Here is a 26,491-nt window from a genome sequence, read left to right as displayed (position 1 = left end):
TATAAAAAACAATAGCGATATAAATAACGATCCAGGTGTTTTGATGAGCGAAAATCGTTCGGATAAAAATTTAAGTGTCTCTTTTGTAAAAGCTTTAGGAAGACATCGTTTCTGGGAAAGGGAAAAAAATCTTTAATCAGAGAAAAATTTCAAGACAATCTTATTCAAACATAGCCCACGGTTTCAACCGTGGGACGCAATGTTGGGTTTAATCTGCATGTCTCCCACGGTTGAAACCGTGGGCTATGTTTTATATTCGAGATGGGGAGAGTTTCAAAGGAACTATATTTCTATGTGTTTTAAAAAAAAATCATTTCACTATAATTATCTCCAAACTTTCACTCAAAATAGAAACCGCTTTTTCCATTTCTTCTTTTTCTAAATGCCCGAAACCTAGGCGAGTTGCCGTAAGATTTCTAGTTTGATATAAAATGGTTTTCGGCAGAAATAATCCATGGTTCGAACATTCTTTTTGAAATTGTATCAAATTAAATTGATCTAGCCATTCAACCCAAATCGCCAATCCACGAGGCGGAATTTTAAATTTGATTTTATCTTTTAGTTTTTCATTTAAAAGCGAAATAAAATGATCACGGCGTTCTTTGTAGATTTTTTTATTTTTTTTCGAAAGTCGGTGCACTTCACCTTCGGTAATCCATTCGGTTAAAACCTGTTCTTTGAGAACATCAATTCTAGGTTCTAGAATGTTTTGATGTTTTTCGAGTTCTTTAATAAATTCCGCAGGAGCGGCAACAAACCCGTAACTAAATCCAGACGGAAGCGATCTTCCAAAAGAACCAATATAAACCACTTTCTGATTGGAATCAAATGCGGCTAACGGTAGAACTGGATTATTATCGTAATGAAAATCAAAATCGTAATCGTCTTCTAGAATTACAAATCCGTATTGATTTGCTAATTCCAGAACTTCGATTCTTTTTTTCGCGCTAAGCGAAATTGTGGTCGGATAATGGTAATTGGAGGTTAAATATAAAACTCGAATTTTGGTCGTTTCGCAGATTTCTTTTAATCTTTTGGTATCAATTCCGTCTTCATTTACAGGAATAGAAATAATCTGTGCGCCCGTATTTGTTAGCGTCATATTTGACATGTAATAACCTGGAGAAGCGACAACAACTTTATCGTTTGGTGCAATCAATATTTTGGTAACCAAATATAAAGCGATTTCATGGCTGCTTGTGGTAAGTAGATTGGAAGTTGAAATTCGAATTCCTCGAGTAAGATTGAGATAATTAGAAAAATGAGTTTTAAAATTTGAATGCGAGCGCAATTCTATTTGCTCATAAGTTTTAGATGTTTTTCTTCTTTTTAATTTCGAAACATATAATCGAGCCAAAACATCGGTTTGCACCAATCGTAAATCGGGCATTCCGTCATTAAATTGATGCGGAAGATTGCTAATTTCTATCGGATTTTCGAGAATAGTAGAACGTTGAAAACTAAAACCAACATTTTCTTCCGATGAATTTTGTTCTTTCGAAATCGTAAACTCCGCTTTGTTTTTTTGTTTTTGCTGTGATAAAATGAAAGTCCCTTTGTTCGGAAGCGTTTCAATCCAACCTTGCGATTCTAAATCTTGAAAAGCTTTGATTAAAGTATTTCGGTTAACAGAAAGCACTTTACACAAAATTCGAGTGCCTGGAAGTTTGGTGCCTTCAGGAAGAAAACCTGTTTGTATGGCTTTGATAAACTCAAAAACAATCTGCAGGTAAATTGCAGTGCTTTCTTCTGGTTTAAGCTGAATAAAGCTTTTAAAAGGAATTTCAACCGGACTATCCATAATTCGAATCTGATGCTTTTGATTAGTACGGCAAGATACTGCTTTTCTCAAAATTTTTAGAAAAAAGAAAAGCAGTTCTATTTTATACAAGCATCAGAAATCATAACTAACAAACAATTACGTTAATCCGGCTGAAATTATTTTGAAATAAATAAAATCTAAATTAATCTGCTAAAATCTTATTAAATCTGCGTGAAATATTTTGCGTACAGATTTTTTCACGCAGATTTAAAAAGATAAAAGCAGATGGCGCAGATTAAATTTAACTTGTAGGAAAAGAATTATTACACTTTGAAAATCAGTTTCTTTTTGTAGAAAATCCATAAAATGAAAGACCAGAAAACGGCGTAAGACAAAGCATAAGTCAATGACGCATTCAACGGATTTTCAAAACAAGGAACAATTGCGTGATCATATATGTAAGCTTGAAAACCGATTTCTTCTCCAGAATTTGTAGGATCAACGACTTTTATCGAACTTAAAACTCTCGGAATTATTCCAGAAAAGAAAAATACGATCATTGGGTTTACTCCCCAAATCAAGAATAATTTCGTCCATTTTTTATAACCTTTCACATCAATTATAAAATATAAAAGTGTCAATGAAATTGTTGCAATTCCAGCCGTATATAAAACATAAGAACTTGTCCAAAGCGATTTATTGATTGGGAAGAAGGTGTTCCAAATTAAACCTCCAATTAATAACGCAACTCCTGCAATAGCTGTTTTTTTTACGATTTCGATTTTCTCTATTGAAAGGTTTAAAAGTTGACCAATGTACATTCCTAAAATTCCAGTTCCGATGGCTGGTAAAGTGCTCAAGATTCCTTCTGGATCCCAAGTTTTAGAAGATGCCCATAAATGTCCGTTTAAAAGTGTATCGTCAATCCAAGCCGCTAAATTGGTTCCTTTATCGAAATTAGCAGGACCAAATCCGGGAACGGGCACAAAAGCCATTAAAAGCCAATATCCGATTAAAAGTGTCGCTAAAACTAAAAGCTGAGTTTTTAAATTGGTTTTTAAATACAAAATAGAAGTAAAGAAATACACAATTGCAATTCGTTGTAAAACACCTGGAATTCTAGTGTCTTCAAAATGTTCTAATCCGCTGAAGGATAAAGAAATTAGTATGATGAAAATTCCAACGGCAAGAATGGTTTTGACTTTCATTGTAAAATTTCCTAAAAGCGCATAAGCAACGGCAAAAGCGATTAATAATCTCATTCCTAATAACGGAATTCCTTCTAAACCAAATAAATGAATTCTGCTGAAAACGCTCAAAAACAATCCTAAGCAGAAAATTCGAAGTGAACGAACTAAGATTTTATTAAAAACACTTCCGTCAAAATGTTTTACAGGCATTGCAAACGGAATCGCAGTTCCCATTATAAAAACAAAAAACGGGAAAACTAGATCTGTAGGCGTGCAACCGTGCCATTCAGCGTGTTCTAAGGGCGGATAAATAGAAGACCAGCTTCCTGGATTATTTACGATTGTCATTAGGAAAATAGTAAATCCTCTAAAGACATCGAGTGAGGTTAAACGTTCTTTTGTCATTGGGTTTGGTTTTTAGATTAGTTAGATTTTTTTAAGAAGAAAGAAGCAAGAAGAAAGATTCTTGACCCTTTGCTTTCAAGTTATTTTATGATTGCGTCTTGAATTATTTGCTGAATTTCTTCTCTGATTTTTCCTTTGGCTAATTTATTTTCGTCGTTTGTTACTTCTGGATAAGTTCGGTTTGATAGAAAAACATACATGATTTCGGTTTCTGGATCTGCCCAAGCCATGTTTCCTGTAAACCCAGTGTGTCCGAAACTCGCTTCAGAAACACAATTGCAAGTTGGTCCGCCTTTGTGGACTCTTTTGTCAAATCCTAATCCTCTTAAAACGCCTTCGTTTTTGTAGTAGCAAGTATTAAAAGCATCAAAAGTTTCTGGAGAAAAATATTGAATGCCGCCGTAATTCCCTTTTTGTAAAAACAACTGCATCATTTTGGCAACATCCATACTGTTCGAAAAAATTCCTGCGTGACCTGCAACTCCGCCTTCCATCGCTGCGGCCATATCATGAACATAACCTTGAATTAATTGATGGCGGAAATAATTATCAACTTCAGTTGGAGCAATATTGCTTTTGTCAAATTTCTCTAGTGGATTGTAAAGCGTATTGGTCATTCCTAGAGTATTGTAGAAATTTTCTTTGCTTAAATCTTCCAGCTTTTTATGCGTTTTTCTTTCTAAATATTCCTTCAAAATGATAAAAGTAAAGTCGCTGTATTTGTATTCTTTTTTAGGAGAAACAGGACTTTCGGCAATGATTTTCATAATCGTATCGTGATAATCATTTCGGATATAAAGGTTCTCAGCAACTTTCGTAGTAAAATTTGACCCAGCAACTTTACTGTAATACTTTTCAGAGGGCTGATTGTTATGGTCCAAAGTTGCTTTGTAAAACGGAATCCAAGCTTGAAGTCCTGCGTAATGATTTAGCAAATCTTTGAAAATGATATTTTCTTTATTTGTTTTCGCAAAAAATGGTAGCATATCTTTTAGCTTCGTATCAAGCTCGACTTTATTTTTATCATACAATTGCATCACATTTGGCAAAGTAGAAATCATTTTTGAAATCGAAGCAACATCATACAAATCTGTATTGGCAACTTTTTTTCCGTTGTCATAAGTTTGTGCTCCATACGATTTCTGAAAAATAACATTTCCTTTTCGGGCTACTAAAACTTGCATTCCTGGAGCCATTTTTCCATCGATTGCTTTTTGTGCAACTGCATCAATTTTAGATAAAATCGCAGGATTCATATTTACATTTTCTGGAGCTGTAAATGCTAAACGATTTAATTTTTCGGTCATTAAACCATCATTGACATGGAAGGAATCATTAATCGAAACAGGCAATTTTCCTTTGGCATCAATAGCTCCAAAAAGTAATTCGGCTGAAACGACTTGACTAATATCTGAGTTTTGATACGAAACGACCAATCCTTCAATTTCATCAAAATCTTTAATTGAAAGCAATGAATATGGTTTTGCAAAAACATCCAAAATTACTTTGTTCTGTTTAGCAATTTCTTTCAGCCAAAGCATTTCTTGTAATGAGAATTCTTGTTTTTCCCAAGGCTTATTAACTTTGTGAAAACTGATAATTACTTTGTCAAATTTTTTCAATTCCTTATTTAGACTGTCAAGATTGATGTCTCTAACTTCTGTAATATTCGTATATTTTTTTAAGGTAGAAACGAAAGTGCTATTGGTGTCTTCACCCAATTTTATGTAGGCAATTTTTTCGTTTAGATCTTTTATAGGAAGAATTTCTTTTTCATTTTTTAAAACCGTGATGGCGTTTTCATACAATTTATAATGTAAAGCATCATTTTGAGTTGGATTCAAATCTTCAACCAAATTATTCAAATCAATTGGCTTGTATTTATTTAATCCCGCTTTGTATTTGAAGTGCAATATTTTTTTAACCGAATGCGCTAATCTTTCTTCAGTAATTACGTTTTCATTGTAAGCAGCTTCCAATTTTTGGAATGCTAAAGGAACATTATCAGGGCAAAGTAAAATATCATTTCCAGCCAAAAGAACGGCAATTTCCAAATCGCCAGGACCTTTAAAATTGGCAGCACCTTTCATCGCTAAACCGTCTGTAAAAATCAATCCGTTGAAACCTAATTCTTTTTGCAGCAAATTCGTAACAACATTATAAGAAGCCGAAGAAGGGCAATTTGGCTGTGATTCTAAACTCGGAATATTTAGATGCGCAACCATTACAGAAGCCAATCCTTCGTCAAATAATTTTTTGTACGGATATAATTCGACTAACTCAAGACGTTCTTTAGAAAAATCAACGGTTGGTAAAGCTTTATGTGAATCGGTTGAAGTGTCGCCGTGCCCAGGGAAATGTTTTCCGGTACAGAAAACGCCATTTCCTTGAATTCCTTTCATTAAAGCAAGCGCTTTTTCGGTCACATTTACTTTGTCTTCACCAAAAGAACGATTTCCGATAATTGGATTTTTAGGATTGGTATTAATGTCCAAAACAGGAGCAAAGTTGAAATGAACGCCGATTCTTTTGTTTTCGGCAGCCATATTTCTTCCCACTTTTTCAATTAAACTTAAATCCTGAATAGCGCCCAAAGTCATGTTCCAAGGATAACGATATGTTGAATCTAAACGCATGGCTAATCCCCATTCGGCATCGATTCCGATCATTAAAGGCACTTTTGCTTTTGATTGATATAAATTGGTCAATTTCGCTTGACGAACTGGTCCGCCTTGAAAGAAAATAAGATTTCCTATTTTGTAATCGGTAATCAGTTTGCTGATCTGGTTAATATGCACTGAATCTTTGTTCGAATAAGCCGAAACCATAAACAGCTGGCCGATTTTTTCCTGAACGGTCATTTTGCTATAAATGCTGTCAACCCAAGCCGTTTCTTTATCAGAATCTTTAAAGAAAGTTTTTTTCTCTGTACTATTTTTTTGAACGTAAGTAACGGTGTCTTTCAAAGGAATGTCTTTGTTAGCATCGGTTACGCTGTTTTTTTTAGTGGCGCAATTTGTAATTAAAAATATAAAAGAGGCGTATAAACTAATTTTTATGAATGAATTTTTCATGTGATTTTTTTTAAAATCAATTTGGATGTAACGCATTAAAAACAAATTGATTAATCAATATTGATAAGCCGATTAGAAGCTTATTTTGTCACTCCTTTTTGAGCCTGTAATAAATAATCCTAAATACGTTATTAATCCGTTTAGGACAATTAATTCGTTATCAAAAACATATCCTGCAAACAATAGTTTCGAATTTTCATTAATTAAATAAGTGAAAAATGGAGACAATAAACAGATTATCGGAACTAGTTTGTCGTGCACATTTCTAGATTTTTGAAACAAACCAAAAGCGTATAATCCTAATAATGGGCCGTAAGTGTAAGAAGCGACTTTAAAGATCATTCCAACGACTGAGCTGTCGTTGATTGTATTGAAAATAATAATCACGAAGAAAATTAATACAGAAAAACTAATATGTACAATATGTCTGGTTCTAACCGTATTTTTTGATGTGTTTTCTGCTTTATCCATTCCTAAAAAGTCAACGCAGAAAGAAGTTGTTAAAGCCGTTAAAGCTGAATCTGTAGTTGCAAAAGTTGCCGCAATAATTCCTAATAGAAACACAATTGCCGGAATTAACGCTAAATGATTTAAAGCGATTTCAGGGAAAAGCAAATCGGTTCTTGGTTTTCCTGTTACTAAATCGGTTGGAATTGCGATTCCGTTTTTGTTTGCGTAGATGTATAATAGCGCTCCAACACTCAAAAAGAAAATATTGATTACCACAAATATTCCTGTAAAAGTGAACATGTTTTTTTGTGCTTCGCCAATGTTTTTACAGCTCAAGTTTTTTTGCATTAAATCTTGATCCAAACCTGTCATGGCAATAGTAACAAACATTCCGCCCAAAATTTGTTTTATGAAATGGAATTTGCTTCCCATAAAATCATCAAAGAAAAAGATCTTAGAATAATTGCTGTTTTTCACTTCTTCGAAAGCGCTGATTGCACTTAAATCCATTCGATCACAAATAAAATAAATGGTTAAAAAAACAGAAGTAACTAAGAAAAATGTTTGTAAAGTATCGGTAATAATAATCGTTTTTAATCCGCCCCTATAAGTGTAAGAGAAGATAAGCAAAAGGGAAATTAAAACGGTAAAAGCAAACGGAATATGATAAAAATCGAACACAAATCGCTGTAAAACAATAACAACCAAATAAAGTCTAAACGCCGAGCTAATTGTTCTACTAATTAAGAAAATCGAAGCCGCCGTTTTATAACTGAAAAGACCCATTCTATGTTCGATATAACTATAAATCGAAGTCAGATTCATTCTATAATAAAGCGGAAGCAGTAATTTGGTAATGACAATAAAACCTAATGCATTACCCAAAACAAATTGAAAATATTTGAATTGCTCTCCGCTGGCAGCGCCAACTTCTCCTGGAACCGAAATAAAAGTTACTCCAGAAAGTGCTGTTCCGATCATTCCGAAAGCAACTAAATACCATTTTGAATTTTTATTGGCTGTAAAAAAAGCTTCATTTCCGCTGTCTTTCTTGCTCACTCGGTGTGAGATATAGAATAATGTCCCGAAATAAATTATAATTAATAGAAGAATGGTGCTTGGTGTCATTTTATAATTTGGTAGTTTTTTGGTTTTTTACAAATAATTCAGATCAAGATTTTTTAATTGACCTGACGAATTTTATTCTATCAGGTCGGTGTTAAAAACTCCAAAAAATGAATTTATTCAGCTTTTGAATTTGTATAAATCTATAAAAGATTTTAATAGGGAGGTTTATATTTTTTGGTTTTTGCTGTGCGCCAGTAAAACAGCTCTAACGCTCTTGTGTTTATGCAGTAATTCTTCAGCTATGTCATGTTCAATTTCAAGTTCTTCAACGATCATTTTAATGGCGCGTTTTACTAACTTTTCGTTAGACAATTGCATGTCAACCATTTTGTTACCTTTTACTTTTCCCAATTTGATCATTACCGAAGTAGAAATCATGTTCAAGGTAAGTTTTTGAGCCGTTCCAGCTTTCATTCTTGTGCTTCCTGTTAAGAATTCAGGTCCTACAATTAATTCGATTGGATAATCAGCTTCTTGCGCAATAAGTCCATTACTGATGCAAGAAATACTTCCTGTTTTGATATTGTGTTCTTTGGCTTTTTTCAAAGCTCCTAAAACGTAAGGCGTGTTTCCAGAAGCAGCAATTCCGATAATCATATCCAAACTTGAAATTTCAAATTTGGCTAAATCTTTCCATGCTTGTTCTGTATCGTCTTCGGCATTTTCAACTGCTTTTCTAATGGCAGTATCTCCACCCGCAATAATCCCGATAATCATGTCATGCGAAACGCCAAAAGTAGGCGGGCATTCTGATGCGTCTAAAATTCCGATTCGTCCAGAAGTTCCTGCTCCGATATAAAATAATCGACCGCCCAATTGCATTTTTTTTACAATTGCTTTAACCAATTTTTCTATTTTAGGAATCTGTTCTTCAATAATATGTGGAACTTTTTTGTCTTCTGTATTAATGTTGGTAAGAAGTTCTTTCACGCTCATTTGATCCAAGTCTTTGTACAAAGATTCTTGTTCAGTTTCAGGATTTTTATTTTTCATTTTTCTTTTTTTTTTTGATTTTTGAAACCGAGATTCTTTCAATATCGGGCTTCTCTATTTTACATTAATAGGTATTGTTTTAATTTTTAGACGCTTTTTTTTTAAAACACATAGAAACATAGCTTTTAGGGATTTATTAAAGGCGTTTCACTTAGAATATTTCACATAGCTATGTGTTAAAGCTTGCTTTTTCTGTAATCTTAAACAGAAGCAATAAAATCTATGTTTCTATGTGTTTAAATAATTTAATCTAGAAAATTATTTATAAATCAGATATTTTGTCCGCATTGTTTTGAAAGTTTCAAGGTCTTTCTGCCAAGTTTTTCTGATCTCACTTTCAGAAACGCCATTTTCAATTTGTTGCTGTAATTTTTTTGTTCCTGCGAGTTTGGTGAAAAAAGCATTGAAGAACTTCGTTTTGGCGCTGGTGTTTTGGTATGCTTTAATTAGCCATTTCAATTCTAATTGTTTTAGTTTTGGATATTTCGTTAAATCTTCGCCAAAACATTCTTTTCCATTATATAATGGGTCTTTGGCGCCAAAGTTTGGTTTTGGAGTAAAGCTGAAAGAGGTGTTGGTTAAATACGGAGAACCATAAATTTGGAATTGTTTTTCGGTTCCGCGTCCCATACTCACATTAGTTCCTTCAAAAAGGCATAAACTGGCATATAAATTTATGGATTGATCGTTGGGTAGATTTGGAGATGGTTTCACCAATAAACTGTAAGGCATTGTTCTTTTGTAATCTAAACAAGGAATTACGGTTAGTTTGCATTGCGTTCCATCTTTCAGCCATTTTTCTCCATTTACCATTTGTGCATATTCACCAATTGTCATTCCGTGAAGGAGCGGAATAGGGTGCATGCCGACAAAACTTGTAAATTCTTTTTCTAAAAGAGGTCCGTCTACAATAGAACCATTTGGATTTGGTCGGTCAAAAACAATAAGCGGAATATTGTTTTCGGCACAAGCTTCCATTACATAATGCAAGGAAGAAATGTAAGTGTAGAATCTTGCACCTACATCTTGAAGGTCAAAAATCATGACGTCAAGACCAGATAACTGCGCTGGTTTTGGTTTTTTGTTGTCGCCATAAAGCGAAATAATGGGCAAACCGGTTTTAGGATCTTTTCCGTCAACGATATGTTCTCCTGCATCGGCCGTTCCTCTAAATCCGTGTTCTGGGGCAAAAATAGTTTGAACGGCAATTTTTTTCTCCAAAAGGAAATCGACAACATGAGTTTTGTTGGTTAAAATTCCAGTTTGGTTGGTTACGATTCCGACTTTTTTATCTTTTAAAAGCGGAAGGTATTTTTCGTAATTGTCGGCTCCGGTTTTTATTACAGCGTAATTGAAGTCTTTGGAATGATTGATTTCAATTGATCGATTTTCTGCCGAATAGGTTGGTACACAGAATAGAAATGCTGCAACAAAAGTACTTTTTGCTATAAATTTTATCATTTTAAATACAGTTATTAGTTAAAGACAAAATGGACTAATAAAATTAATATTTTATCGGAGTATATGAATGTTTAAAGTAGATTGGGAATCTAAAAACTAAGATTTGAAAGCCTGATTTTTCAGGATGATTTTTTGTCTTTTATCAGTCGTGATGTGTTTAAGAAAGAGTGTTTTAAAATACTGCCTCTAAAATTCTCATTTCAGAGGCAGTTTATTATGGGGTAATTATCCTGTTTTTACTGAATTACCAGCCTGGATTTTGTTTTAATTCTACACCTTGAGCTTTATACAAATCAATGTCATTTGTTGGAATGTTCATTAAATAATGTTTAGGCTCAAAAGTTCTCGTGCTTACTGGGTATATTTTTACGTAACCGTTTGCATCTACTACAGTTTGAGAACCAACAGGAGTACCGATTCTTGCACCAAGATTTACATCAGGGTTTTTGCTAGTATCTAAATAATCTCCTTTTTTCCAACGGTAGATATCAGCTTGTCTTAAAGTGGTCCAGCTCATGAATTCAATTTGACGCTCGCGACGAACTTCCCATATTAATGGATTAACAACACCAGAAATTTGCTCTAAAGATGAAGTTCTTCTTGGGTCATTAATTTGAACTCCATTAGCAGAAGCATTTATTCCGTCTGTAGTCAAAGGAGCGATTCCAGCACGTGCACGAACTTTATTGATTGACAAATCTAGATCGCTGTTTGTTGCGTTTCCTAATTCAGCGCAAGCTTCAGCATAATTCAAATACACTTCACTTAAAGTAAATAAAGGAGCATCAGTATAGTTACGTCCTCCAGTAGTTACATCTGGACCTGTTGTAGCAGGATTGTTGTACAATTCAAACACATATCCAGACATTGAAACTAAAGCTGCTGTACCAAAAGGTTTTCCTTTGTAGCCATAATTTGCTGGATTTACCGTTTTAGCAAAACGAGGATCTCTGTTTGCAAATGTTTTTGCAGCAGTATCGTCGCCTGTATATTGGCTGTTTCCTGCTTGCTGAATTGGCAATCCGTTTGTTGTTACATAACTATCAGCAGCCCATTTTGTTAAACCATACTGAATAGTTGATGTATTGGTATAGTTTTGAAGAGAGTGCATCAATACGTTTGTTAAATAACGTTTTGTCAATATCACTTCTGTATTTCCAAGCAATTCAACTGAATTGTAAAGTCCTTTCCAATCTGCATTTAACTTGTAGCTCGGATTGTTCATGATCATCAAAGAAGCCGCTTTTGCTTTGTTAAGGTAAACGCTTCCGTCTTGACCTAAATGGTATTTTCTGTAAGTACCTTCGTAAATGCAAGCATTACTTAAAGCTGCATAAGCTGTGTATTTATTTGCAGTAGCGTTTTTATCATCATTTACTAGCATTAAATCTGCTGCTTCTTGAAGTTCTGCAATTACTTTATCCATAATTTCAGCTCTTGGTTTTGAAGGAGCGTATACATCAGCATCGCCTTGAGCTAAATATTTATCAGTATAAGGCACATCACCAAATTTTTGAACTAAACGGAAATACGTATACGCTCTGAAAAATTTAGCAACTCCAATGTAATGGTTCTTTTTTTCTGTCGACATATTTACTGTCGGAATTTTTTCTAGCATCAAATTGCAACGGCGGATAAGCGTGTAATATTCATTCCAAGAATAAAGATTTGTTGTTGCCGCTGTAACGGGCATTTGATAGAAAGTAAACGCAGACAAGTTATCATCTACTTTATAATCACTTCCATGATAGTAGAAGAAAGAAAGACCGATTGTTGTTCCGTTTCCATAACCATAAAAAGTATCGTAGTTAAGCCATGAAAAGGTTTTTACGTTGTCTTCTGACTGCCAAAAGTTATCGTTTGTAAATTTATCTGCAGGATCATCAGTAAGATAATCTGAACAGCTAACTGCGCTTCCTGCTAGCAAAGCAGTTGCAAACATTAGCAGAAACTTAGATTTTATATTGTATTTTTTCATTGTATAAGTTTTGAATAGTTAGAGATTAGAAAGCGATATCAACACCAACTGACCAAGTTTTAGTGTAAGGATAAGCTCTTCCCCAGAAAACTTCTGTTTCGTCAATTTCTGGATCTACAGGAAGACGTTTGTCTTTCCAAGTTGCAATATTTTCACCAGAAGTATATAATCTTACTTTTTCTAATCCTGCTTTTTTCACAATAGCAGCAGGCAAATTATATCCGATAGTAAAGTTTTTTAGACGGAAATAAGACATGTCTAATAAATATCTTGTTGAAGTAACAAAGTTATTTTGTCCGTTAGTACCAGAACCAAGAGCATTAGCTTCATTTCCATAATACGGATTTGGGAAATAAGCACCTGTGTTTTCTGGAGTCCAGTAATCTGCTTGGTTAGCATACATTTGCTGAGGTGCACGGTAGAAAGGCAATACAGCATCAGAAGCCGCCCAGTAATCACGTTTTCCAACTCCTTGGAAGAAAGTCGAAATATCAAATCCGCGGAATTTTCCACCTAATGTGATTCCATATCTGTAACGAGGTGTTGAGTTACCAATTTTTTTCAAATCTCCGTGATCATCAGCAGTTCCAGCTCCACGAGTAATAGCACCGTCGCCATCGATATCTACGTAGTGAACGTCTCCAGCTCCGTATTTAAAGTTACCGCCCATTGTTTTAGAGTAGTCAACGCCATTTACCGTTTTACCGTTATTTGTAATTACGTCATCAGCTTGAAGAAGTCTATCACTCGTTAATCCCCAGATTTGACCAATTTCGAAACCATCATAGTAAGGTTTTGTATCTGGTGTAACTAAAGCTAATAATTTAGAAGTGTTATTCCATTTTGTAATAACTGATTTAGAATCAGATAAAGCAAGATCAACAAAAATAGAAGCAGTTTCGCTCAAATCTTTATTAAAGTTCAAAGAAAGCTCCCAGCCTTTAGTTCTCATATTTCCTGAGTTTGTCTGTGCAGAAGTCTGACCAAATGAACCTGGAAGTGTTATACCAGGAGCAAGCATTCCTTTTGTATCACGTTGGTACCAATCAAAAGAAGCACCAAGCATATCAAGTATTTTAATATCGATACCAACATCTTTCGTCAATACTTTTTCCCAAGTTAAGGCTGGGTCTACGTTAGTTGGCAAGTCAGTAGAAGGAGGAATAGTAGCGCCGCTATTTACCCAAGAAGGATTTTTAGCCGTCATGATCGATAAGAAAGCATTGTTTCCAACATTTTGGTTTCCGATTGATCCAATAGAACCACGTAATTTAAGATCGTTTAACCAACCGCGAGTTCCTTCCATAAATTTCTCGTTCACAATTTTGTATCCTACAGAAGCAGAAGGGAAGAATCCCCATTGCTCATTTGTTGGAAATCTTGAAGAACCGTCATAACGAGCATTAAGCTCTACTAAATAAATTCCATTATAATCATAGTTGATACGTCCAAAGAAACCTGCAATTGAATATTCAGTTACTGTTGGATTCAAATCTTTATTTGCAGATCCAGAAACAAATTGCTCACCAACTGCAAGGTTAAATTCTGGTTTAGATTTGTCTAAAAGTGTATTTCTTCTTGCATAATTACGAGAGAAATTTTGCCACTCAGAGTTGAAACCAGCTAAGAATTTGAAATTATGTTTGTCAAATTGTTTTTTATAATTACCATAAATATTCACAACATTTGTAGTTGACTCCGATTTTGACTGACCAACAAAATCATTTCCTGTTTCAAGAGTTGCAGGAGTAGCAGTCTGAATTGTAGTAGCATCGTAAGGCATTGCTGACCAGCTGTCCCATGCTAAGAATTTACCACCATTTTGTTTTCTGTTGTAATATTCGTTTACACTGCTTATTTCTGTAATAAGGTTTAAATCTTTAGTAATATCTGCTGTAAATTTACCACTTACCCTAGTATTACGTTTGTTGTTTTCGTTTCTAGAAGCATTAGATAAATATCCTCCAGCTGTACGGAAATTGTAGCCTCTGTAAGTTCCAAAATTTGGGAAGTATTGTCCCCAACGAAGTGCATAACCAAAATAACCTCCATAACTTGTATCATCAGTTCCAGAACCACCATAATAGTTAAACGGCTGATCGTAAGAACTGTTGATTGTCATTACTTTGAAATCTCCAGTAAGCCAATCTGCTAATTTTGTTGTAAAACCTAAATTGATGTTGATTCTCTGTCTTTTTTCTTGGTTGACTCTCAACATACCGTCTTGGTTGGTAAGACCAAACGAAGCGAAGAATGAACTTTTATCTCCTAAATTTCCTTGTGCAGAAATGTTGTGAGTTGTTTGTAATGCATTGCTAGCATACAATTCTTTATTAGCATCCCAAACTCTGTAGAAGTAAGGTGTACCATTTTTTATTTCCCAATCTTCTCCATAAACCATCTCACGGCTAGTACGATTGTTGGCGTATTTCTCTTTCCAGTTTTTAATTCCGTCTAATAAAATGCTATAGTTCTGACCAAAAATCTCTGGTGTAGCACCGTCAGTTCTTGTTCCAGCAGCAATTAATCCCGGAATTTCTTCTGTTGGATCTAAGAATTTAAGTGTAGAAATTGGGTTGGTAAAAGCAGTATTGGCAGAATAAGAAAACCTCACTTTTCCTTCTCCTGTTTTTCCTCCTTTTGTAGTAATAAGAACAACACCAAAAGCAGCACGTGCACCATAAATAGAAGCAGAAGCCGCATCTTTAAGTACAGACATCGTTGCAATATCATTTGGATTGATTAATGATAAGTCTGTCGGAACACCATCTACTAATATTAAAGGATCGTCAGAACCATTAATTGTACCCGCTCCACGAATGTTGATTTTTGCAGCACGGTTGATATTTCCTGAATTGAAATTAATATTAACACCTGGTGTAGTACCTTGTAAAGCTTTACTAACATCAGTTAAAGGTCGGCTGCCGATTGTTTTAGCAACATCAATATTGGCAACAGCACCTGTTAGGTTTGTTTTTTTCTGAGAAGCAAAACCTACAACAACTACTTCGTCAAGTTTCGAAGTGCTTTCTATAAGGCCAACATTTATTTTCTGCTGGTTTTCTACTTTAATTGATTGGGTTTCGTAGCCCATATAACTAAAGCTTAGAGTTCGTCCCTGCGCTACAGAAATGCTGTAGTTTCCATCAAAGTCAGTTGTTGTGCCGTTATTTGTTCCTTGAATAACGACGCTGACTCCAGGAATTGGAATTCCGTCTGATTTGCTTTTTACTGTTCCAGTAACAGTTTTTGCTTGTCCAAATGCTGTTTGAATGCACAAAAACAACACTGAAATAAAGAGTAACTTTTTCATGATTAATCTGGTTTTTTATGGTTGTTGTTGAGCAAATATATTTAATTATTGCATATAAATGCGTTATTTAGAATTTATTTTCGAAAATAATTTTAAATAACGCAAAAAAACGCAAGTTTTGTCGAAAAATATTTATCTGATTTGTTTTTAAAATTTAACTAATGCATGATTTTGCAGTTTTAAGGCTCTTTTCTGATATAAATTGAAATATTTGATATATTTGTCATGAACTTTAACTTTTTAAAAAAGATGCTGAAAGCCGAAAGACATAAATACATAATGACTAAGCTTATTGAAGACCAAAAAGTTGTTACAACAGATTTAGCCTTGGCTCTCGATTTGTCAGAAGATACTATAAGAAGAGATTTGAACGAATTGGACAGTAAAAACCAGTTAGAGAAGGTATATGGCGGAGCAGTTCAAGTTAAAGAGAAACCTGCAAATGTATTTGACATTGCCATAACTGCAGAAGAACAAAAAAAGCAAATCGTCTCAAAAGCATTGTCCTTACTTCATGACGATCAGGTTATTATAATGAGTGGAGGAAGTACGAATTTGGTTTTTGCAAAGCTAATTCCTGCCGATTTAAAAGCCACAATATATACGTATAGTTTGCCGATCGCTATGCAATTGTCTCAACATCCAAATATTGATCTAATATTTATTGGCGGTAAAATGCAGAAAAATGCAATGGTGACAATTGGTATGGATGTGATTCAGGTCGTGTCTAAAATTAAAGCAGATATTTGCTTTATTGGTGCCAGCAGTATTAATATAAAACAAGGGCTTACAGAAGTTGGTTACGAAATTTCTATTGTCAAAAAAGCAATGATAGAAGCTTCTGATAGAGTAGTTTCGATGTTTGCTTCTAATAAATTAAATACTAAAATGCCACACAGCGTTTGCGATCTTACTCAGTTAGATACTATCGTAACTGAACTAGATCCTGAGGATGAAAGGCTAGAAGAATATAAGAAATTAGGGGTTTTTGTCTTATAATTTTAAACTTTCCTAAAATAATTTTTGCGTTTTGTTGCGTTTTTGTAAATTTATTATGTTAAAAAACGCAAAATAATGTATTTGTATCTTTTTTGTATCTATATTTGTTAAAACTAATCTGTATTAGCTAAATATATTTGTGAAAAACATTACTTCATTTGCTTACTTTTTTAGGTGTATTTGAGGAAGTTCAAAGCTTCGTGTTTTAATGAATTGGCATTTCTAATTAAGATTTAGAATTGTATCGTTTTTGCTGAATAGCTTTTTTTAAGTGAAATGTAGAAACGAAACATTTATTAAAAACCAAAAGCCACAGAACCAATTAAATGTCCGATTCTCTTCAACTACAAGAATTAGAAACTTCCTTAGAAGGAAACCTTTTTTATGATGAACTTCATAAAAAAATATATGCCACAGATGCCTCTGCTTATAGAATTATGCCGCTTGCCGTGGCGATTCCAAAATCAGAAAATGATATTGTAAATATTATTCGTTTTGCTTCAAAAAATAAAATTTCTATAACGCCAAGAACAGCTGGTACTTCTCTTGCAGGCCAAACCGTAGGAAGCGGAATCATTGTTGATGTTTCGAAACATTTCAATAAAATTGTTGCTTTTGATCCAAAAAATAAAACCATAACAGTCCAGCCGGGAGTTATTCGCGATGAGCTGAATTTATATTTAAAACCGCACGGATTATTTTTTTCTCCCACAACATCAACTACAAATAGATGTATGATTGGCGGGATGGTCGGAAACAATTCGTCTGGAACAACTTCAATTCGTTACGGTGTTACCAGAGATAAAATTGTAGAAATAAAAGCAGTTTTAAGTGACGGAAGTCTTGCCGTTTTTAAAGATTTAACTTCAGAGGAATTTATTGCGAAAACAAAAGGAGATTCTTTAGAAAGTAAAATCTATAAAACGATTTACGAAGAACTTTCAAACAAAGAAAATCAGGAAGAAATCTTAAGAGAATTTCCAAAACCAGAAATTCACAGAAGAAATACAGGTTACGCAATTGATGCTTTATTAAAGTCAGAACTTTTTTCGGGAACTGAAAACACCATCAATTTAGGGAAGCTGCTTTGCGGAAGTGAAGGAACTTTAGCATTCACAACTGAAGTTACTTTAAAAGTTGATGATCTTCCGCCAACAAATAATATTATGGTTGTGGCCCATTTTCATACGATTCAAGAAAGTTTGGAAGCTGTTGTGGTTGCAATGAAACATCATTTGTATACGTGCGAAATGATGGACGATACGATTTTAGATTGTACCAAAACCAATCGGGAACAAGCCAAAAATAGATTTTTTATTGTGGGTGAACCAAAAGCAGTTATTATGCTTGAAGTGGGCTCGCACATTAGTATGGAAGATGCCGAATTGCAAGCCGATGCTTTAATTAGAGATTTGCAATATAATGGCTTCGGATATGCATTACCTAAAATTTACGGAGCTGATATTGACAAAGTAAACGAAGTTAGAAAAGCTGGTTTAGGACTTTTAGGAAGTATTGTTGGAGACGACAAAGCCGCCGATTCTATTGAGGATACTGCAGTTGAACTAAGCGATCTTCCAAATTATATTGCCGATTTTGCCGAGATGATGGAAAGCCACGGACAAAGCGCAATTTATTATGCGCACGCTGGAGCAGGAGAGTTGCATTTGCGACCTAAAATCAATTTAAAAACAAAAGAAGGTTTACACCAGTTTAGAAATATATCTACTGAAGTCGCTCATTTAGTCAAGAAATATAGAGGCTCTTTAAGTGGTGAACATGGCGACGGAATTTTACGCGGAGAGTTTTTACCGTTTATGATTGGCGATAAAAACTACGAACTTCTAAAAAGAATAAAAAAAGCATTTGACCCTGATACGATTTTGAATGTTGGGAAAATTGTAAATGCTTCTAAAATGGATGAAAATCTTCGTTTTGAGGCAGGAAGAATTGAACCCGATATTAAAACGATTCAGGATTTCTCAGATAGTTTAGGAATTTTGCGTGCTGCCGAAAAATGCAATGGTTCTGGAGATTGTCGTAAAATGCCATCGGCAGGCGGAACTTTATGTCCAAGTTATCGTGCGACGAGAAACGAAAAAGATACGACGCGTGCACGTGCCAACGCTTTACGCGAATATCTGACGAACTCTGAAAAAGAAAATAAATTCGATTACGAAGAATTATATAAAGTTTTTGAATTGTGCGTAAGCTGTAAAGCCTGCGCAAGCGAATGCCCGAGTAATGTCGATGTAGCGACTTTAAAAGCAGAATTTTTATATCAATATCAAAAGGCAAACGGTTTTTCTTTCCGAAATAAAATATTTGCATTCAATTCTAAATTGAATGAATTGGGAAGTATTGCGCCGTCTGTTACCAATTGGGCTTCGAATCTTTCTTTCGTTAAAAAAAGAATGGGAATTGCATCTGAAAGACAAGTGCCATTATTGGCTTCAAAAACGTTTCGGAAATGGTATCAAACCAATAAAAAACTTCACGAAACGAACGCTTTTGAAAATGGAAGCGTTTATCTTTTTTGTGATGAATTCACCAATTATTATGATGTTTCAGTAGGAATTGATGCTTTCGAATTATTGACGAAATTAGGTTACCGAGTAATTGTAATCGATCATGAAGAAAGCGGAAGGGCTTTTATTTCAAAAGGTTTTCTGGAAGAAGCACAAGAAATTGCGAATAAAAACGTCAATACGTTTAAAAACATAGTTTCTGAAAACACGCCTTTAATCGGACTCGAACCTTCAGCAATTTTGACTTTCAGAGACGAATATCTTCGATTAGCTGGAGATAAAGAAAGTGCTGAAAAAGTAGCCAAAAACACTTTCACTATTGAAGAGTTTTTCAAAAGAGAAATTTCAGACGGAAAAATTCATCCAGGACAATTTTCTGAAAAAGAAAAAAGCATAAAGATTCACGGACATTGCCATCAAAAATCATTGAGCAGTGTTGGAGCTTCTTTTGCCATGCTGAATATTCCAAAAAATAATACGGTTACGATTTACAATTCGGGCTGCTGCGGAATGGCGGGTTCATTCGGATATGAAAAAGAGCATTACGAAATCAGTATGCAAATGGGAGAAGATACTTTGTTTCCGAAAATTAGAGCAACAGAACCGACAACAGCAATTGCGGCCGCAGGAACAAGTTGCCGTCACCAGATTTTTGACGGAACAAGTAGAAAAGCTTTGCATCCTGTTACTATTTTAAAAGATTGTTTGAAATAATTTTTTGTATTTTCCCTGTGCTTTTCAGAAATATTATTTTAACAAAAACAGCAGTTATGAAAAAAACAATTTACACCTTTCTATTCGCCTTTCTAATTTTTACAGCAAGAGCCGCAAAGGTTGATACTTTACAGGTTTTTAGTGCTTCGATGCAGAAGAATATTAAAACTTGTGTCATGGTTCCAGACAATTATAAAAAGAGTAAAAAGGCATTTCCTGTAGTTTATTTGCTTCATGGGTATAGCGGAAATTACGCTTCTTGGGCAAAAGATTTTAAGGAATTAGGAAGACAAGTTGACGAATTCGGTTTTATTGTGGTTGGTGTAGACGGAAATTATTCAAGTTGGTATTTTGACAGTCCGATCGATCCGAGCTTTAAATATGAAACATATGTGGTAAAAGAATTAGTTCCTTTTATTGATAAACAATACCGAACAATTGAAGATCGCGCGGGAAGAGCTATTTCAGGTTTGAGTATGGGCGGACACGGTGCTTTGTATTTGTCTTTTAAACATCAAGATGTATTTGGAGCGGCAGGAAGTATGAGCGGTGGAGTAGATTTTCGTCCGTTTCCTGAAAATTGGGACATCAAAAAACGATTGGGGACAATTGCAGAACATCCGCAAAATTGGGATAAAAACACGGTTACCAATATGTTAGATTTAGTAAAAGACAACAAATTAAAACTGATTATTGATTGCGGAGTTGACGATTTTTTCATGACAGTAAACAGAGAACTTCATGCAAAAATGCTAACTCTAAAAATAAATCACGATTACATTGAGCGCCCAGGAGAACACAATCTCAAATACTGGGAAAATGCAATAAAATATCAACTTTTGTTTTTTCATGATTTCTTCAACGAAAGTGTAAAAGCAAAATAACATAAAGTGTATTGCGAACTACCGATAATTCGGAATACATAAACTTTGGTTGGTTATCTATCCTAACAGGTTTTCAAAACCTGTTAGGTATTTTTTCGCACAGATTAAAAGAGTTTAAAAGATTTTTTAGCCACGAATTGCACAAATTTTCACGAATAAAATCTGCTAAATCTGCGAGAGAAAAAATAGCCACAGATTAAAAAAAACTTAGCGAATATTGCGTAAACCACTGCGTGCTTCGCGGTTAAAATATTATACAAACTAACCCAAAATAATAATTATGAAAAGCGTAAAAATTATGATTTTGGTATTGCTGATACAGACCAAAATTTTCAGTCAGCAATCTCCAAAAAGAGAAATGCGAGCAGCTTGGATTTCAACTGTAGAAAATATCGACTGGCCGTCTAAACCAGGCTTGTCAGATAAAGAAATGAAAAACGAAATGATTGCCATTTTGGATAATCTTCGTTCGTATAATCTGAACACGGTTATTTTTCAAATTCGTCCGACTGCCGATGCTTTTTACAAATCTACAAAAGAACCCGCTTCACATTGGATAACCGGAACTCAAGGCGTTGCGCCAGGTTTTGATCCGTTGCAAATGATGATTGACGAAGCAGGAAAACGAGGCATGAACGTACACGTTTGGCTGAATCCGTATCGTGTGCAGAAAGATACAGTTAGAGATGTGCTTTCAAAAAATCACTTATATTTTAAAAGACCAGATCTTTTTCTGACATACGGAAAAACAAGATATTTTAACCCAGGGTTACAAGAAACAAGAAATTTTGTCGCTTCTGTTGTGGGCGAAATTGTTCGTAAATATGATATTCAAGCCGTTCACATGGATGACTATTTTTATCCGTATAAAATTGCTGGACAAGAATTTCCAGATGATAAAGCTTTCGCAAAAGAACCGCGCCAGTTTAAAGACAAAGACGATTGGAGAAGAGACAATGTCGATTTAATCATCAAACAAATCAGAGATACCATTATTGCCAATAAACCAGAAGTTGAATTCGGAATTTCGCCTTTTGGAGTTTGGAGAAATATTGCCAAAGATTCTCAAGGTTCTAATACAGTTGCCGGAGCTACAAACTATGATGATTTGTATGCGAATATTTTAAAATGGCAAAAAGAAAACTGGATCGACTACGTTACGCCCCAATTATATTGGCACATTGGTTTTGACAGAGCAAATTTTGAAGTTCTAGCAAAATGGTGGGCAGAGCACAAATATGGCGCAAATGTTTATGTTGGTCATGGCGATTATAAAATTTCGACTTCTGCGAAAGAGCCAGAATGGAGAAGTCCCGATCAAATTGTGAAACAGATCGAAATGATTCGTAAACTGCCTCAAATTGAGGGTTCAATGCATTTTACCGCTTCAACTTTTTTGAAAAAAGGAGATACTTTGAGACAGCCTTTAATTCAAAAAGAATACAAATACATCGCTTTAACTCCTGAAGCCAATAGAATTACGAGGTTAAAACCAGAAATGCCAACAAATGCAGTAATTGCTAAAAAAGGCAATAATGCAGTTTTGACTTGGAAAGCGGCTTTTAATGACAAGAAATATGTGATTTACAGATTTTCAAAAGGAAAAATAACCGATTTCTCAAATCCTGAAAACATTTATTATGTGACAACAGCTCTAAAACTAGAAGTTCCAAATGCCGATTTGGAAAACTATGTTTATGCGCTCACCGCTTTGAGTCAGACCCAGACAGAAAGCAGTCCGATAGAATTTTCAGTAAAATAAAAAAATAAAGAAATGAGAAAAAGTATTCTTCTAATTGCGATATTTCTAAGTTCGCTACCTTTTGTACACGCCCAAAAATTAGATATAATTCCAAAACCAGTTTCAGTTCAGCAAAGCGCTGGACAGTTGATTTTGCCTTCAATATTAAAAATTGTTGTAGACAAAAAACTAAAAAATAGTACCGATTATATTTCGGCAAGTCTTTCAAAAAATACAGGAATTAATCCGATTGTTTCGATTGGGAAAAAACATGGAAAAAATATTATTTCGTTTTTAGTAGATAAAAAATTAGATCTTCCTAATGAAGCGTATCAATTGGAAATAAACGAAAAAGGAATTTTCGTAAAAGGAAAAACAACCAACGGAGTTTTAAACGGACTTCAAACTTTAGTTCAAATTTGCTCAGCAAAAGAAGTTAAAAAAGGAACAGTTCCATTTGTGAAAATTGAAGATTATCCTCGTTTTGATTGGCGCGGAATGATGCTGGATTGTTCAAGACAATTCTTCGATAAACAAACCGTAAAAAATTATATCGATTGGTTGGCGGCTCATAAAATGAATGTTTTTCATTGGCATTTAACTGATGATAACGGTTGGAGAATTGAAATCAAATCATTGCCAGATTTAACTTTAAAAGGCGCTTGGAGAGGTCCAGGAGAAGTTTTATTGCCATCTTACGGTTCTGGAGACAAACGTTACGGAGGTTTTTATACCCAAGAAGATATAAAAGAAGTCGTTGCTTATGCAGCTAATCGCGGAATCTCAGTTATGCCAGAAATTGAGATTCCAGGACATTCACGTGCCGTAACTGCTTCGTATCCAGAAGTGGGTTGTGCTATAACACAGGAATTGAAAAGTGTTCAAGGCGAAGTGAAAAATGTTTGGTGTGTGGGTCGCGAAGAAAATTATGAGCTTTTAGATAATATAATAAAAGAAGTTTCAGGATTATTTCCTTTCGAGTACATTCATGTTGCAGGAGATGAAGTCAATCGTGCGAATTGGGAACATTGCCCAAAATGTCAAGCTTTAATGGCGAAAGAAGGATTTACAGATAGTTTTCAGCTTCAGAATTATTTCTTTAGAAGAGTTCAAAAAATTGTCGATAAATACCATAAAAAAACTGACGGTTGGAATGAAATTCTAAAAGGAGGAGAAATCGATCCCAATACGTTAATTTCTGCTTGGCAAGGAATTAGTTACGGAATCGAATCGGCTAAAAAAGGATATAAAACCATTATGATGCCTGGACAGTTTACGTATTACGATATGGCGCAATCTGAAACAGAACGAGGTCATCGTTGGGCGGCAATTACTGATACAAAACGTGCCTATTCGTTTGAACCAATTCCAGATGCTGAGCTGACATCAGAAGAACAGAAAAATATAGTAGGAGTTCAAGGTGCTCTGTGGAGCGAATATTTGGATCGTCCAGCTAGAATTATGGAATACCAAAGTTACCCGAGAATTAGTGCTTTGTCTGAAATTGGCTGGTCTAAAAAAGAAGATAAAAACTGGGATGATTTTTATGGAAGATTAATCAACAGCCATTTGCAACGATTGGCCGATATGGGAATTGCTTTTAGAGATTTTCCTCCAACGGCAATTTATAAAAATGGATTAATTACCGTTACTCCGCCTTATGAAAACGCTATTGTTCGTTATGACAAAGATGGAAATGAACCAACAAGACAATCTCCTTTGTACACTGGACCAATTCAGACAAAGGATTATGAACATTATATGTTTAGAGTTTTCTTTAACGAAACTTCTGCAAGTCCTGCCGTGAAAGTGGAGAAATTGCCTGTTGCGAATTGGAATACTTCAAAAGCAGAAGTTCTAACGATTTCAGAAAATATTTCAGAACATGTCGACAAAAAGGGAATTTGGTATTTGACTTTTAATCCAACGGACGATGGGACAAACGGAACAATTAAAAATGTTTCGCTTTTTGAAAATGATAAATTAGTGCAGACGTATTATGATGAAAAATCGTTGAAATCAAAACCTCGTTTGAGATTTGTGATTGAAAATTACAGCGAAAAAAATATTTATCGATTAGATTTTACAGTTGAAAATAAAGAAGAGAAAAAATCAGCTGCAAATGTGAAATTCAATTGTTCGCTTTATCAAGAACCAGAAGTGAAGGTGACTTCTTCGATGGCAGAAAATCCGAAGTTTCCAATTGCGAATCTGCAAGATTATAATGAAGAAACGTATTTGCGTACCGATGTTGCGTGCCAAGATGGCGACTGGATTTTGTATACTTTTACGAATCTCGTAACTTCTTCTAAGATAGATGTTTTGACTGGAATTCCGCATCACCCAAGATTTATCATTAACAATGGTTTTGTCGAGTTTTCATATAATGGAACTGACTTTATAAAAGGCGATAATTTTGATTACGGAAATGCATCCATTTATCCGAAACAGCCTGTAAAAGCCGTTAGAATTAAAATTACAGGAACGAATAATGAGCCTTTGATGGCAGGACAAGATTTAAAAATTAATCCGTAAATCATGAAAAAGATACTATTTAGCATCATCATTGTTTCTTTTGTTTTTTTAGGAATGAGTTTTCATTCGCCTAAAAAAATAAATATTGACAGCGACAATAAAGAAAATGAAGCCTACATCGATTCGATGATGAATAATGCGCTTAAAAAAGGTTTTTTCCCTGGAGCGCAAGTTATTGTTGGGACAGGAGATTTTAATTTGATTTCTAAAAACTACGGTTATCACGATTATACTAAAAAGCAATTAGTAAAATCAGAAGATGTTTTTGATTTGGCTTCAATGTCTAAAGTTTTAGGAGCGACTTTAGTAACCATGCGTTTGGTTGGAGATGGAAAGCTAAAATTGACAGATCAAGTAGGTGAAATAGTTTCGATGTATAAAAACACAGCGATTTCTGATTTAACGCTTTTTGAATTGCTAACGCATACTTCTGGATTAACACCAAGTATCACTTTATATCAAGCATTGCTTTCTACTCCAGATAATTCGCCTTTGTTGAGCAAGGAAAAATCAGAGCAATATGTTGAGCCGTTTGATAATATGTTTGTTAACAAAAACATTGTCTACGATTCCAAATATCTTGCTTTTGAACCAAAAGAAAATTGGATTCAGATTTATAAAAACATGTGGCTGAATCCAGAATTTTATCCATCAGTTTATGATCGAATTGCAAAAGCGAATACCAATCCGAGAGGGAAATATTTGTACAGCGATTTGAATCTTCTTTTGGTAAAGCAAATGATCGAAACCAAAACAGGAAAAAAATTAGATCAGTTTACAAATGAAATTTATACCGAATTAGGCATTTCAAAAATTGGATATAATCCGTTAAAATGGACTTCGATCGATAATGTAATGCCGACAGAAGTAGATAATCTTTTTAGAAAAGACACGATTAAAGGTTATGTACACGATGAAGCAGCGGCAATTTTTGGAGGAGTTTCTGGAAATGCAGGTTTATTTGCCAACGCAGAGTCGATTGCTGTAATCTGCAAAATGCTCATGAATAATGGAACTTACAAAGGAAAACAAATTCTAAAATCCAATGTCGTAAAAGAATTTACAGATTCGCCTTTAGCTAAAAGTGGCATTTATCGTGGTTTAGGTTTTGACAAAAGAAAACCAGACGAGTTTTTTACGAAAGACGATTTCGGACATACCGGTTTTACAGGAACGTTTTTCTTTATGAATAGAAAGACAAACCGATTTTTAATTATCCTAACAAATCGCGTAAATCCAACCAGAACTAACAGATTAATGTACAAAGATGATTTTAGTGCCAAGATCTGGAGACAAATTAATAAGTATTAAAAGTTTTTTTTCGCCACGAATTCAC

14 protein-coding genes are annotated in these 26,491 nt (G+C 34.5%); 6 read left to right on the top strand and 8 right to left on the bottom strand.

Translation table 11 applies throughout. The features are described from left to right. Positions 1-310: 310 nt before the first annotated feature. From ACE01P_RS22885 to ACE01P_RS22850, 8 genes are all read right to left on the bottom strand, one after another. Positions 311-1,852: a PLP-dependent aminotransferase family protein gene (locus ACE01P_RS22885; protein WP_379701381.1), complete on the bottom strand. Its 1,542-nt coding sequence runs from the start codon at positions 1,850-1,852 to the stop codon at positions 311-313. Positions 1,853-2,085: 233 nt separating this feature from the next. Beyond that, positions 2,086-3,357: an acyltransferase family protein gene (locus ACE01P_RS22880; RefSeq protein WP_379701380.1), complete on the bottom strand. Its 1,272-nt coding sequence runs from the start codon at positions 3,355-3,357 to the stop codon at positions 2,086-2,088. Positions 3,358-3,437: 80 nt separating this feature from the next. Next, positions 3,438-6,431 (bottom strand): glycoside hydrolase family 3 N-terminal domain-containing protein, encoded by a 2,994-nt coding sequence (locus tag ACE01P_RS22875; protein WP_379701379.1) that lies wholly within the window; start codon positions 6,429-6,431, stop codon positions 3,438-3,440. Between the two features lie 72 nt (positions 6,432-6,503). Beyond that, positions 6,504-8,009 (bottom strand): sodium:solute symporter, encoded by a 1,506-nt coding sequence (locus ACE01P_RS22870; RefSeq protein WP_379701378.1) that lies wholly within the window; start codon positions 8,007-8,009, stop codon positions 6,504-6,506. Positions 8,010-8,174: 165 nt separating this feature from the next. Then, positions 8,175-9,002, bottom strand: coding sequence for an N-acetylmuramic acid 6-phosphate etherase (gene murQ, locus ACE01P_RS22865; RefSeq protein WP_379701377.1), 828 nt, complete (start codon positions 9,000-9,002; stop codon positions 8,175-8,177). A 258-nt stretch (positions 9,003-9,260) separates the two neighbouring features. After that, positions 9,261-10,463 (bottom strand): exo-beta-N-acetylmuramidase NamZ domain-containing protein, encoded by a 1,203-nt coding sequence (locus ACE01P_RS22860; protein ID WP_379701376.1) that lies wholly within the window; start codon positions 10,461-10,463, stop codon positions 9,261-9,263. Between the two features lie 244 nt (positions 10,464-10,707). Then, positions 10,708-12,441 (bottom strand): RagB/SusD family nutrient uptake outer membrane protein, encoded by a 1,734-nt coding sequence (locus ACE01P_RS22855; protein WP_379701375.1) that lies wholly within the window; start codon positions 12,439-12,441, stop codon positions 10,708-10,710. A 25-nt stretch (positions 12,442-12,466) separates the two neighbouring features. Next, positions 12,467-15,754, bottom strand: coding sequence for a SusC/RagA family TonB-linked outer membrane protein (locus ACE01P_RS22850; protein ID WP_379701374.1), 3,288 nt, complete (start codon positions 15,752-15,754; stop codon positions 12,467-12,469). 225 nt (positions 15,755-15,979) lie between these two features. On the opposite strand from ACE01P_RS22850, the gene ACE01P_RS22845 reads away from it, so the two are divergent. The 6 genes from ACE01P_RS22845 (at position 15,980) to ACE01P_RS22820 (ending at position 26,466) form a co-directional block, all read left to right on the top strand. After that, complete coding sequence (locus tag ACE01P_RS22845) at positions 15,980-16,753, top strand: DeoR/GlpR family DNA-binding transcription regulator (RefSeq protein ID WP_379701373.1); 774 nt, start codon at positions 15,980-15,982, stop codon at positions 16,751-16,753. A gap of 326 nt (positions 16,754-17,079) precedes the next feature. Next, on the top strand, positions 17,080-19,995 hold the full coding sequence (locus ACE01P_RS22840; protein WP_379701372.1) for an FAD-binding and (Fe-S)-binding domain-containing protein: 2,916 nt from the start codon (positions 17,080-17,082) through the stop codon (positions 19,993-19,995). 56 nt (positions 19,996-20,051) lie between these two features. After that, complete coding sequence (locus tag ACE01P_RS22835) at positions 20,052-20,879, top strand: alpha/beta hydrolase (RefSeq protein ID WP_379701371.1); 828 nt, start codon at positions 20,052-20,054, stop codon at positions 20,877-20,879. Between the two features lie 280 nt (positions 20,880-21,159). Next, a complete protein-coding gene (locus ACE01P_RS22830) occupies positions 21,160-22,641 on the top strand; it encodes a glycoside hydrolase family 10 protein (protein WP_379701370.1) in 1,482 nt (493 codons plus the stop codon). Between the two features lie 12 nt (positions 22,642-22,653). After that, positions 22,654-25,155: a beta-N-acetylhexosaminidase gene (locus ACE01P_RS22825; RefSeq protein ID WP_379701369.1), complete on the top strand. Its 2,502-nt coding sequence runs from the start codon at positions 22,654-22,656 to the stop codon at positions 25,153-25,155. A 3-nt stretch (positions 25,156-25,158) separates the two neighbouring features. Further along, positions 25,159-26,466, top strand: coding sequence for a serine hydrolase domain-containing protein (locus tag ACE01P_RS22820; RefSeq protein ID WP_379701368.1), 1,308 nt, complete (start codon positions 25,159-25,161; stop codon positions 26,464-26,466). Positions 26,467-26,491: the final 25 nt, after the last annotated feature.

The sequence above is a fragment of the Flavobacterium sp. HJSW_4 genome, assembly GCF_042436695.1.
Classification (GTDB): Bacteria; Bacteroidota; Bacteroidia; order Flavobacteriales; family Flavobacteriaceae; genus Flavobacterium.
This window is presented reverse-complemented; position numbering and strand designations above follow the sequence as displayed.